The 13025-nt window shown below is 37.5% G+C and carries 13 protein-coding genes; 6 read left to right on the top strand and 7 right to left on the bottom strand.

The features are described 5' to 3' along the window. Positions 1–21: 21 nt before the first annotated feature. A complete protein-coding gene (locus GNP81_RS03955) occupies positions 22–696 on the bottom strand; it encodes a response regulator (RefSeq protein WP_336495436.1) in 675 nt (224 codons plus the stop codon). 29 nt (positions 697–725) lie between these two features. Further along, positions 726–2324, bottom strand: coding sequence for an ATP-binding protein (locus GNP81_RS03950; protein WP_155670603.1), 1599 nt, complete (start codon positions 2322–2324; stop codon positions 726–728). 219 nt (positions 2325–2543) lie between these two features. Between GNP81_RS03950 and GNP81_RS03945 the strand changes: the two genes are divergently transcribed. Further along, positions 2544–4292: a formate--tetrahydrofolate ligase gene (locus tag GNP81_RS03945; RefSeq protein ID WP_155673592.1), complete on the top strand. Its 1749-nt coding sequence runs from the start codon at positions 2544–2546 to the stop codon at positions 4290–4292. Positions 4293–4395: 103 nt separating this feature from the next. Then, positions 4396–4896 carry a YfbU family protein gene (locus tag GNP81_RS03940; RefSeq protein WP_155673591.1) on the top strand — a complete coding sequence of 167 codons (501 nt, stop codon included), beginning with the start codon at positions 4396–4398 and terminating at the stop codon, positions 4894–4896. Positions 4897–5088: 192 nt separating this feature from the next. Here the strand turns inward: GNP81_RS03940 and GNP81_RS03935 are convergent, their stop codons facing one another. After that, a complete protein-coding gene (locus tag GNP81_RS03935) occupies positions 5089–6150 on the bottom strand; it encodes a porin (RefSeq protein ID WP_155652561.1) in 1062 nt (353 codons plus the stop codon). A gap of 498 nt (positions 6151–6648) precedes the next feature. Between GNP81_RS03935 and rlmA the strand changes: the two genes are divergently transcribed. Together rlmA and GNP81_RS03925 are read left to right on the top strand one after the other, a co-directional pair. After that, positions 6649–7458, top strand: coding sequence for a 23S rRNA (guanine(745)-N(1))-methyltransferase (gene rlmA / locus GNP81_RS03930; protein ID WP_155670608.1), 810 nt, complete (start codon positions 6649–6651; stop codon positions 7456–7458). Between the two features lie 259 nt (positions 7459–7717). Next, complete coding sequence (locus tag GNP81_RS03925) at positions 7718–8320, top strand: outer membrane beta-barrel protein (RefSeq protein ID WP_196587343.1); 603 nt, start codon at positions 7718–7720, stop codon at positions 8318–8320. Here GNP81_RS03925 and clcA read toward each other — a convergent pair. Beyond that, positions 8303–9709 (bottom strand): H(+)/Cl(-) exchange transporter ClcA, encoded by a 1407-nt coding sequence (gene clcA, locus GNP81_RS03920; RefSeq protein WP_155670612.1) that lies wholly within the window; start codon positions 9707–9709, stop codon positions 8303–8305. The genes GNP81_RS03925 and clcA overlap by 18 nt on opposite strands. Positions 9710–9979: 270 nt before the next feature. Then, entirely contained in the window at positions 9980–10921 is a 942-nt protein-coding gene (gene lpxM / locus GNP81_RS03915) for a lauroyl-Kdo(2)-lipid IV(A) myristoyltransferase (RefSeq protein WP_155673590.1), read from the bottom strand. Between the two features lie 78 nt (positions 10922–10999). Here lpxM and GNP81_RS03910 point away from each other — a divergent pair, with 78 nt between their 5' ends. Beyond that, positions 11000–11425: an HIT domain-containing protein gene (locus GNP81_RS03910; protein WP_155673589.1), complete on the top strand. Its 426-nt coding sequence runs from the start codon at positions 11000–11002 to the stop codon at positions 11423–11425. A 74-nt stretch (positions 11426–11499) separates the two neighbouring features. Here the strand turns inward: GNP81_RS03910 and GNP81_RS03905 are convergent, their stop codons facing one another. Further along, complete coding sequence (locus tag GNP81_RS03905; RefSeq protein ID WP_155670616.1) at positions 11500–11760, bottom strand: YfcL family protein; 261 nt, start codon at positions 11758–11760, stop codon at positions 11500–11502. Positions 11761–11767: 7 nt separating this feature from the next. Then, positions 11768–12298: an elongation factor P hydroxylase gene (locus GNP81_RS03900; protein ID WP_155670618.1), complete on the bottom strand. Its 531-nt coding sequence runs from the start codon at positions 12296–12298 to the stop codon at positions 11768–11770. Positions 12299–12487: 189 nt separating this feature from the next. On the opposite strand from GNP81_RS03900, the gene GNP81_RS03895 reads away from it, so the two are divergent. Beyond that, the gene (locus tag GNP81_RS03895) at positions 12488–13021 is read left to right on the top strand and encodes an MgtC/SapB family protein (RefSeq protein ID WP_005420250.1); all 534 of its coding nucleotides are present in this window, start codon (positions 12488–12490) and stop codon (positions 13019–13021) included. The last annotated feature ends 4 nt before the right edge of the window (positions 13022–13025 follow it).

The raw sequence follows: 13025 nt of genomic DNA, 5'->3' as shown, positions 1-13025 counted from the left end.
TGTTACGCCTTAAAAATAATTCTATGCTTTGAAATAGGTTCGTTCAGGTCGCCCAACGCTGCCATAAGACAGATCAGCACTCAATTCTCCTGAACTAATTAAATACTCTAAATAGCGACGAGCTGTGGTTCGACTTGCACCGATTAATTCCCCTGCTTGATCTGCCGTTAATTGCTTTTCAATATGAAATAGCTGACGCACCTTATCGAGTGTTACGCCATCAATACCTTTGGGTAATCTTATTGTTTGAGTACTGGTATTAGAATGCAACATGGCGTCAACCATGGATTGATCAATATCAACTCGCTCTGTAAATTGTTTCTTTTGCTGTAAATATTTATTAATTGATTCTTCTAAACGACTAAAAATAACCGGTTTAAGAAGATAATCAATCACACCACCACGCATTGCTTCTTGTAAGGTATTCATATCTCTATCTGCGGTAATTAGTATTACGTCAGGAGACAATTCTTTTTGACGCAACTCTCTTAAAATTTCGAGTCCATTGCCATCAGGAAGGTAAATATCCAATAACACTAAATCAGGCGTTAGCACATCAAGTAACGTCATTGCCTCATCTTTACTTGCCGCAATACCTATAACTTCTAGTGACTCTATTTTTTCTAAATTACGTCGATGAATTTCGGCAATGCCAATATCATCTTCGACAATAATAATCCGTATCTTCTTATTCACACAATTTCCTTTTGCTTATATATCGGGAATTAAGACAATTTTTTGGGTAAATAAATCGTCATGACGGTGCCTGTCTCGATCTCACTACTTACAGTCAATTCACCTCGGTATTGCTCAACTAATTGATGAATCAAATGCAAACCAACACCACGTCCGTGATCAGATTTCGTTGACACGCCTTTTTGAGTCAGTTGCTCTAACGTCAGTGAATCAGGTAAACCACAACCTTTATCTTCGACTTCAATAATGACTTCTTGACCAATATCCGTAATGCTCACGATAACTGGAGAATATGGGAGTTCTTGTTTTGTTAATGTCGCATCAAAAGCGTTATCAATAAGATTACCAATGATCGTTACTATATCTTCCGCACGAATATGCTCCGGCAACGTATCAAGCTGTGTTCCTTCTTCTATGTCTAACGTAAGTCCTAATTCTCGCGCTCTTTCACTTTTTCCAAGGAGTACTCCTGCAATCATTGGTTCTGAAACACTTTCCCGTAAAAACTCAATTAACTTTTGATAACGTAAACTTTCTTGTCCTATAATTTGCTGAACTTCTTCTATTTTTCCTAATTGAATTAACCCACTGATTGTATTCAATTTATTTCGGTGTTCATGAGTTTGAGAACGAAGCAAGTCTGCATATTGTTTTACTTGGGATAATTGACTCGTCAGTTCACTGATTTCATCTTTACGTCTAAAGCTAGATACCGCACCAATCACCTTTCCATCCATTTGAATCAACTCTCGGTTAGCAATCACAGCCTGCCCATTCAAAAGTAGCTCAATATCATGTTCAGATTTATGTGTTACTAACAACTTAGTTAAATCACTGTCCGGTAATACCTGAACAAACGGTTTATTTATTGCAATGTTGGCGTCAATTCCCAATATCTCACAAGCACTGTTATTAATTGAACGTAACTTCCCGTCAGCATCAATACTTAATACGCCTTCTCGTAACGTCGATAATGTTACTTGTTGTTCTTTATATAGGCGGCCGAACGCTTCAGGTTCAAATCCAAAAATTGATTTTTGAAAACGCCTAGCAATAAAGTTAGCGATAATGGCATTAGCAAAAATAACCAATACCGCCATACCTAAGAAAAAACCAAGGAAATGAGATACTTTGGTATCAATACTCGTGAGCAAATACCCAACAGAAACGACCCCAATAATATTACCGTCTAAATCAAATATTGGCGTTTTTCCTCGAACAGACTTCCCCAGCGACCCTTTTGCGTATGACACATAAGATTGCCCAAATTGCAAAGCTTGTTGGTTATCACCTCCTTGCATTGGTTTGCCTATTCTCTCTTTTATAGGATGAGCAATCCGGATCCCATCAATGTTACCAACCACTATAAATGCAGCGCCAATTGATGATCGCAAGCGTTCTATTTTATTTTCAATTAATCGCGGAGCATTTTGCTCAACAGCTTTAATAACTAATGGAGATTGAGAAATAAATCGAGCAATACCAAGTGCTTTTTCACCACTGTCCTGTGATTCCCAATGCTTGATATATAAAAAGGCACAAAGAGATAAAATCAATAACTTCCCTATGCCTGAAATCGTCATAACGGATAATAAACGACGCCGGAAACTTAAATTACGCCAAGACATGAATCGCTATTCCTTGCTCATAAAACCAACAACAAATCGTATCACAATCCATTAACCTAATCTTAAAGCCTACTCATACTCTTGATCACACCTTATGAATAATTCAGTCAATTCTGAGTTATTTTTATGGAATAGATTCTGTATCACCTCAATTATGTGGTATAAAAAGCACGCTTTCTTTTCTGATGTTTTAACTACTTCCTATAGGTTCCCGTTATTATGAAAAGCGATATTGAAATCTGCCAAACTGCGACACTTACACGAATGAAAACGATTGCGTCAAACTTAGGACTGCATGATGATGACATTACTCCGCAAGGTCCATTTAAGGCAAAAGTAAATATCGACGCCTTAAAACGATTAAAATCAGAGCCAAATGGTAAATTAATTTTAGTCAGCGCCATCACTCCAACACCACTTGGTGAAGGTAAAACGGTAACCACTATTGGTCTTGCTCAAGGGCTAGCCAAATTAGGTGAATCCGTCAGTGCTTGTATTCGACAGCCATCAATGGGACCCGTTTTTGGTGTAAAAGGAGGTGCCGCTGGCGGTGGTTATAGCCAAGTAGCTCCAATGGAAGAGTTAAACCTACACTTAACTGGTGACATCCATGCCATCACCGCAGCTCATAACCTAGCTTCTGCTGCCATTGATGCTCGTATCTATCATGAACAGCGTTTAGGTTATGACGTTTTCTCAGAAAAGAATCAATTACCCGCTTTACGTATTGACCCTGAACGCGTGGTCTGGAAACGCGTAATGGACCACAATGACCGTGCTCTTCGCATGGTTACCATTGGCAAAAATGAAGATGGCAAAACCATTAATGGCTATGAGCGTGAAGATGGGTTTGATATTACTGCGGCTTCAGAATTAATGGCTATCTTAGCACTTGCAACCGATTTACAAGACTTACGCCAACGAATTGGTCGTATTGTTGTTGCTTATAATTTAGATGGTGAACCAGTAACGACTGAAGATTTACAAGTCGCTGGTGCAATGACGGTAACCATGAAGTTTGCGATTAATCCAACATTGATGCAGACATTGGAAGGTGTACCTACCTTTGTTCACTCTGGACCATTTGCAAATATTGCCCACGGTAACTCATCAATCATTGCTGATAACATCGCTTTAAAATTAACGGATTATACCGTTACCGAAGGTGGCTTTGGCTCAGATATGGGATTCGAAAAAGCCTGTAATATCAAAGCACCGTTATCAGAAAAATCACCAGATTGTGCGGTTTTAGTCGCAACATTACGTGGTATTAAAGCCAATTCAGGCCTATTCCCTCTATCACCAGGCCAATCGTTACCTAAAGAATTATTTGCTCCAAATAAAAAAGCATTAGATGCTGGTCTTGATAACTTATTATGGCACATCAATAACTGTGCTAAATACGGTTTGCCTGTCGTTGTCGCTATTAACCGATTCCCGGAAGACACTCAAGAAGAGCTAGATTCATTATTAAATTGGGTTTCTAATTTAGACATGAATGTCGATGTAGCAATTAGCGAAGCGTTTGTTAAAGGCGGTAACGGTACATTAGAGTTAGCTGAAAAAGTAATTAAAGCGTGTCAACAAGAGACACAATTTACTCCTTTATATACTTCTGAGATGAGCTTATTCGATAAACTTAATGCTGTGGCAATAAAAGGTTATGGTGCTGAACGAATCGAATTATCAGAAAAAGCCCAGCAACAATTAGCGACATTTGAAAAGTTAGGTTACCAATCATTATCTGTTTGTATGGCAAAAACGCCGGCATCTATTTCTACAGATGGAAACATTAAAGGTGCTCCAACGGATTTTGTCGTACCTATTAGAGAATTAAAACTCTGTGCAGGTGCTGGGTTTATATACGCATTATGCGGCAACGTAATGACAATGCCAGGCCTACCAGAGAAACCAGCATTCATGAATTTGGACATTGATATCGATGGCAACATCGTTGGATTAAGCTAAGATCACATAACTTAATGTAGATCATGTTCTATGTGTTACATTTACTGTTAATCTAGCTTCAACTTTTTATACAATTTTAATTATAATTTTTGAGGTTATCCTAATGGATATGACAAATGCTCAACGCTTAATCCTTTCAAACCAGTACTACTTAATGTCTCAAATGGACCCTGCAAATGCAGAAAAGTACAAACGCCAACAACTGATTGTTGAACGTGGTTATGAATTACAAATTCGCGAGCTTGATAAAGACTTTGGCTGCATTACAGAAACAGAATGTCGTGAAATTATCGACTTCATGGAGATGTACCATGCAATGCAAGAATCTTACAATATGCTTTCTGAAGAATGCCAAACAAAAGTAGATGCTCGCCGCCTTCAGTTTTTAGGTTTTGATATTGCAAGTGAAGCACAACAAGTAAACTATGTTCGTTTCTTAACAAGCTCAGAAGGTTTATACCCTCAGTTTGATAAAGCAGACCACCACTTTAATAGCCAAATGCCAATGCTTGATAAGTACCGTCGTATGCTAACAACATGGCGTAACTGCCCACGTCAATATCACCTATGTTCAACGGAATTAGCGCAAATTTTTAACGCATAATTCAGCTAACATAAAACCAATTTGAATCCTCGCCTTTGCGGGGATTTTTTATATTAGCGTTACACCAGTGAAATCAATAAACAAAAAAATCCTCACTGACGGATCAGTGAGGATTTAACTTCTAACCTGATTGATAGTTAACTAAAAATCCACCCTTATAGATTAACAGTTGTATCAATATTATCGGTCAGATTAGAATTCATAGCGAAGACCTAAGTGGTAGTAATCTTCTTCAGCATTATTCCAGCTCATTACATTGTTGCTAGGAACTAATGCGTTTCCATTCTCACCATTACGCATTACGTAACTTGTGTAAATAGAAGAGCGAGCCGTTAAGTGATATTGAAGCTCTAATGTTGTATCTTTGTATTCTGCTTCATCACCACCGGTATTCTCTAGTGCGCGGTAACCAGCACGAGCTGTCCAATCATCATTAATGTTATATACAGCCGTTAATTCGTAGCTCTTATCTGTTGATTTATCTGAGTAAACACCTTCAATTTCATCTTGGTTATACATTGCGCCAAGCGTTAATGCATTTAGTTTATATTGAAGACCTGCACCCCAGAATGTGTAGTCTGCATCAGGATTCACTGCATTATCACCAGTGCTGTTTGCTTGGTATGCTACGATAGGAATTAATTGACCTGCATCACCCATATCAAACGTGTAACGACCTACTGCGTTATAAGAGCCATCCTGATCTGATGCCGAGTTACCTAAAATGTAAGCAACAGACATATCAAAAGCACCAAAGCTGTTTTGATATTGGATTGTACCGTCTTGACGGAAAGTTTGAGCCGCTGAGTTATCTACAAGCTCTAACTGACGACCAATCAATACATCAGATGCAGCAAATACATCACCTACATCAGAAAGCATGATAATACCTGAAGCAACACGACCGAAGGTTACTTTACCCGCTTCAGATGCATCAATACCTGCCCATACATAACGAGGAGTGAAACTGTTGTCTGTGCCACGTTGCTCTGCTGCACCAACTGAATATTCAGCCCAACCAATTACAGAAACTTTATCGTTAACTACTTGAGAACCACCAAGACCAATACGTGCATCAAAATTACCAACAGCATCGCCATCTTCACCCATACCAGCACGGTCAGTAATATTGAAACCTAAACGGCTATATACATCGATTGTCGAACCATCTTCTGCTGTGTATACCGTTGCAGCTGATGCTGAACCAGCCATTAATAGTGCTGGTACCGCTAGTGCTAAAAGTGTCTTTTTCATGTTCTATACCCTATATATTTAAATTTTATATTGGTTTGATGGTTCTATTTATGAACATCAAACTCAAGAATTCTTGCATTCCATACATGTTTCTCTGAATCCGTTGACAACAATCATGCAATATTAATTCGCTCCACAAAATTAATAGGAGGAATAGTTTGAAGGTGCTCAAAAACAAGGCATGTAAAAAAACAAAAAACACTTTAAAACAAATAGATACAATGAATTGATAAATTTAACTTTTAGGAAAATTTGCCTCCAACTTGGTTTACGTCACAAAATAACAATTAAAAAATAGAACGCAGAGTGATCTAAATCACTCCATTTTTATAACAAAAAAGGTCTTATTAGCTTCTATTAGGGGGGGTATTTGAAGTGAATCACATTATTAATTTTGAGAGTAAAAATAAATAGACCAAAATTATTTTCACTGATAGTTCTTTTTATTCAATAAACGAACCAGTACACTGCTGCTTCTCTTTAATTCTAGGTATGGTTATGTCTTATCAATGTCCTTTGTGCCAGCATGAGTTGCACTTTTCTAACAATCAATATCGTTGTGAAAACAATCATCAATTTGATAACGCGAAAGAAGGTTATGTAAACCTAATGCCTGCTCATCACAAACGCTCTAAAAATCCAGGGGATAATAAAGAGATGATGCAAGCAAGACGTGCATTTTTAGAAGCTGGGCATTACCAACCAATGCAGCAGAAAGTGGCTGACTTATGCCAACACTATGTCACCAATGATTCAGCTTCTTTACTTGATATTGGTTGTGGTGAAGGTTATTACACCTCAAAAATAGCAGAGCAACTAAGCGGTGAAGAAGCGCAAGTATTTGGTTTAGATATTTCAAAAATTGCCATTAAGTATGCCGCTAAACGATATTTAAACTGTAAATTTAGTGTTGCTTCAAGCCATCGTTTGCCTTTTGCAGATCAAAGCTTAGATGGCGTTGTTCGTATTTATGCTCCTTGCAAGGGCGAAGAATTACATCGTGCAATCAAAGATGGAGGCTATCTGTTTACAGTAACCCCTGCTGGCCATCATTTATATGAATTACGTGAAGGGGTTTATGGTGATGTACGTTTACACGATGAAGAACCGGAAAATATCGATGGATTTGAACTTATTGAAGAGAAACAATTAACTTACAATATGCAATTAAATGGTACAGAAGCTTTACAGCTACTTGATATGACACCATTTGCTTGGAAAGCGACTCCTGACTTCAAAATAAGCTTAAAAGCATTAGAAAACTTCAGCTGTAAAGCTGATTTCATGATTCGAGTTTACAAAAAATAGCCTTATCTCAAAAATAAGACACCACGTAATTCAATGATAAATAAGGGATTATGTGGTGTTTTTTATTTCCCCTACGAAAAACTCTCTAACTTGTTCTCATTTTTAAAGCATTCCTGTCTACACTATAAAAACGCAGCGTAAAACTTGATGTAGATCACAATACATCGATAGAGCAAATTTTATCGAACTTCAAAAAGCATTATTTGAAGAGCTATTGTCTGGTCTGATACTTACATAATAATCAATATGGATGAATCTTATGAAGTACTTACTTTCTTGCGCATTGCTGCTTATTTCTTGTAATTGTTTTGCTAAATTTGATGGTCTTTATTTATCATCAGGTTTCGCTAAATCATCACTCACTCTTAACGGTGCTGAAATTGATTTAGATAATGGATTATTTATCAAAGCAGGCTACCCATTTATGCTTGCTCCAGAGTATTACCTTATTGTTGAACTTGAATACAACAAAATGGGGGATTATGAACATCATTATTCAAATGGCGCTAATTACGACAATACTGAGGTCGAAGCGAGTTCAATTGGAGCAAACTTAAAATACCAATCTTATTTGTTTGATACTGAGTTTTATCTGGCGAGTATTTTGGGTGTACATCAATATTCTTTAGATTTAATGGTCGATACGTATTCTCAAAATACGTTGAATGGAAAAACAATTACCACAACCATTACTGGTGAGAATTCCATTAGTGAAGTAGGTTTATCGTATGGAGTTGAGCTAGGATACTCGCTGCCCTACTCTCTAAATATTGCAGCGAGTTATACAATGGGACGTATTATTGCTAATGGGATCGGAATAGACTTTATTACCAGTCAAGTTACATTAAGTTACGTCTTTTAAAGGATTTTGGTGATCTGCTCTTAACTCTTTGTCTTTGACTAATGATTGTTTCAATAAGGCAGAATAAAGGGGTTGACCACCTAAAGCCTGAGCAATAAACGTTGCGCCTAATGTCGTAACCAATAAAGGTAAAATTAATTGGTAATTATTGGTCATTTCCACAACAAGAATCACCCCAGTAACAGGAGCTCTAACCGTTGCAGCAAACAGTGCGCCCATACCTGCAATAGCGTAAACACCAGGCTCAGCTATCCAACCGGGGAACCAAGCTGACATCACCACGCCATAAGATAAACCAAGCAATGTACCTAAGGCTAACATTGGCGCAAAAATACCACCTGGTGCACCAGATGAAAAACAAGCAACAGTTACAATAACTCGAAGAACAAAGAAACCTACCATAATTATCCAAGTCATTGGGCTGTAGAACATTTCAGTAATGATCTCCATACCACTACCCGATAGCTTAGGTGCTATTAAATGCAATAATGAAAATGTTGCACCAAAAATCGCCCCCATAAATACAATTCGAGAGAGCTTATTTTGATGATATTTTTTAACTTTAGCAGTCCCTTTTAAAATCCATTTATTAAAGTTAACCCCTATAATGCCAAAAATAATTCCTAGAATTGCAAACAAGATAAGCGATCTTAGTGGTGGAACTTCAAAACTTGGTATCGTTAAAAAGGCCTCTTGTCCATGTAATGAACGCATGACAATCGTTGCAACCGCCGTTGCCAGTGTCACACATTTAATTGAGGTAATGTTATATCTAAATTGTGGACGCATCTCTTCAACGATGAAAAGAATCCCTGCTAATGGTGCATTAAATGCAGCGGCTAAACCTGCAGCAGCACCAGCGGCAGTTAATATATGTGAAGAATGGCTGAATCGTTTACCTTTACAAGCAACCATTCGACCTACAGCCCCCCCAATTTGTATGGATGGGCCTTCACGCCCTAACACCATACCAGAGCCAATAGTTAATGTGCCTGCTATAAATTTAACAGGTAATACTCGATGCCAACGAATCTCATGAGTGCCATCCAGTGCGCCTTCAATGTGTGGAATCCCACTACCTGCTACTTCTGGGGCAAATTTAAACGTTAACCAAAAACCTACCGCAGCCATTGCAGCGCCAGCAACTACAGCTCCAACAGGAGCAATAAATTCAGAATATGGAAGTGAATCAAGAAAATGTAAGCGCTGTTCGCCAATTAATCGAATAGACGCTTCGAACATTGCAACAACAGAACCAGCAATACCGCCAACTAGAGCAGATAAAAACAGCAGTGCATAGTAATCAGTTTGTGTGGTTAAAAATTTTGGGGTTGTGCGATGTTTAAGCATCCCACCTTGAAAGAAACGAAAATTGGGTGATTTTGGCATTTATCGAATCAACTTAGCACTTAAAGAGCATTGGCAACATTATTAGAATAAAGATCACAAATAATTATACGCTTCAGCAGCCGATAGACCCTAACCATTTACAAAAACTTAGATTGATTAAATGACCGAGATCGACCTTTGATATAAATCAAATAAATAATACCTAGTGATTCTGTTACACAACGAATAACAAAAATTTCTATGAGACATAAAAAACCCGCGGAATAGTGTAATTCTACGGGTTTCAAATAAGAGCCGAATAACAAAAATTTAGTACAAACGGCTGCCGTCTGGACGAGAGCGTAATAAGTTTAATACCCACATATATTGCTCAGGACGTTCAGTAACTAATTGTTCAATGGCAATATTCATTGCTCGAGCATCTGTTTCTTCATCACCAGATGGGAAATCAGCAATAGCAGGCAAAGTAATGATTTCAAACTGACCCGTTTCAGAATTATAAGATGGCAACATTGGTACTACTTTCGCTTTTGATAAACGAGCCAGTTTACCAAACCCTTTTAGCGTTGCTTTCTGAGTCGCAAAGAAAGGTACAAATACACTATTTTGAGGTCCATGATCTTCATCTGGTAAGTAATACGCTAAATAGCCTTCTTTAATCGCCTTAATTAACGGTTTAATACCCGCACTACGTGCATAGATCTTACCGCCATATTGCATTCGCTGAACGTGCATTAGCCAGTCTGTAATTGGGTTTTTCTGTGGTTTCATCATAGTGGTTACATGATAACCACGAGAAGCTAATAAGATAGCAGGAAAATCAATAGCCCACGCATGAGGTGCTAAAATAATGATGTTTTCTTTCTGTTCAAGCAGAGGAAATAAATTCTCTCCTCCCACAAAAATACCACGTTTTTCATTATGCTTACGGCTACGAACAAGCAACTCAGAAAAGCCAAGCATAACTTGAGCTCCCGTAATATAAGTATCTTCAAGCAGCTTCTGTTGCTCTTGTTCTGATTTTTCAGGAAAACAGGTCGCAATATTTAACTTAGCACGCTTAATACCACCACTTGGTTTCTTAAGTACTAATTTAACGATTTTCGCTGCTAATTTGTCACGTAATCGAAATGGAATAAAAGCCAAAAAAATAGCAAAACCAATCCCAAGCCACGTTGGCCAGTATCTAGGATGAAGGAATGCCCATTGAAAAGTTGGGTTATAAACGTTTTTATCGATTTTTTCAGTCATGAATTGCTTCACTGTCTCATTATTATAAGTGAGTTATGATATAACAAAGCATTGCTGATAGAAACCTAGGAGATAGGGATGGCTTTCCAATTACACCCACGTTTGCAACAAGACTGTATTGTTTTAGGAAATTTACCTTTATGTAAGGTACTTTTAATTAAAGAAGATATTGGCCCTTGGTTAATTTTGGTACCAAGAATTGAAGAATTAAAAGAAATTCATCACATGACTGATGAGCAACAGATCCAGCTCATTAAAGAATCAAGTGCGGTTGCTCAACTATTAGAAGATAATTTTTCGCCTGATAAAATTAATATCGGTGCATTAGGTAATTTAGTACCTCAACTGCATATTCATCACATTGCCCGCTTTACTACTGATGTCGCTTGGCCGGGGCCGGTATGGGGAAATACAACTGGTGTTATCCGTGCGCAATCTTCTCAAACTCAACTAGTTGATCTACTAAGAGATAAGCTAAGTAACATAACAGGCTTTAAAGGCTAAATTTATATAAGAAACAAAAAAGGCAGTGATCTCTACACTGCCTTTATTTACTAACACTTATTCTTCATACTAAATTAAGCGTTTTGTAATTCATCCCACAGCTCAGCAACAATAATACGGTCCGCTGGAGATAATTCTGATTTTGCTTTTTCAAGGCTATCATTAATATGACTTTTTAAGATATCGATATCGTTAATACCTTGCTCTTCACAATTAGCCACTGATAACGAAATATGGCCACGTAAGTAGCCGCCTGCAAATAACTCATCATCAGATGCCGATTCAATTCGAGCATCAATTAATTCAAGCATTTTTTCTTCAAATTCAATGATCATCTTTTTCCTATTGGACAATAAATTGTTCTTTAGTTAATGGGGCTATTTGATAAAACTCGCGCAATGCATTAGATAGCATATCAACTCGTGGTGGTAATCCACTATCTAAAATTGTCATTACTTCATTATGTACTTTTGCCATGAATGCTAAACGATCTGGTTCAAAATCGCCATTCAAGTTATCGCAGCTAACATTAAATTTTAATCCTGCACTTAATGACAAAATCCATTCATATGCTTGCGGTCGAATTTCAACCTTTTCAAACTCGGCTTGAACTTGTTCTGTACGTCCATCAGGCTCATACCAATAACCGAAGTCTTCCAATAATCGACGTTCAGGTCCAGCAACACACCAATGTGCTATTTCATGCATGCCTGATTGATAGAAACCACGAGCAAAAATAATACGATGATAAGCAAATTCATCATCGGCAGGTAAATAGATAGGTTCATCACCACCAAGCTCAAGCTTAGTGTTGAAAGAATCATAAAAGGTATTATTAAAAATAGAGATTAAATCTTGGTATTGGTGCGACATGCCACGAGCTTCAAATTATAAATTGAATGACATTCTACCGCATGAATATTAAAAGACATATGTAGATAAATTTTTTTTATCTTCTTTTTCAAAATTATTCATTATGTGTAAAAAGATCGAACTGATACTCTCCGCAAAAATTACCTATGTGAATTATTTTATCCCTTTTTATTTGGAGCTATCAAAGCTGTGAATGACATCACTTTAGATTTAACTCAATTACTCGATTTAGGCCCTTTTTCTTGGACTGCGATTTTTGCTTGTGCATTTAATGGTTTTCTTATTGGCACAGAGCGCCAAACACGTGGAAAACCAGTAGGAATAAGAACCTCAATTTTAATTATTTCGGGCACTTACTTCTTTCTTGCTATGGCAGTATCGCTATCACCAAATACATTAGATCAAGCAAGAGTATTAGGGCAAATCATTACCGGTGTTGGTTTCCTAGGTGCTGGTGTAATGATGACTCTTGATGGAAAAATACATGGCGTAACGTCTGCGGCCATTATTTGGGTACTTGCTGCTTTAGGTATGATGATAGCACTAGGTTACATTCAACAATCCATCATTATTACTTTATTAGCTCTGTTCGTATTATTGGGGATTGATAAGCTTGAAAATTCGTTCAAAAGTTTACGTCGTGGCGTGCATCAAAAAATACTAAATATCAGAATACACAAACCCAAAGCTCAGAAAATAGACATTAGACATAACAAAAACTAATCCG

This window comes from Aliivibrio fischeri, assembly GCF_009727955.1.
Taxonomy (GTDB): Bacteria; Pseudomonadota; Gammaproteobacteria; order Enterobacterales; family Vibrionaceae; genus Aliivibrio; species Aliivibrio fischeri_A.
The sequence above is the reverse complement of the archived record's forward strand: the minus strand, read 5'-3'. Positions and strand labels throughout refer to the sequence as shown.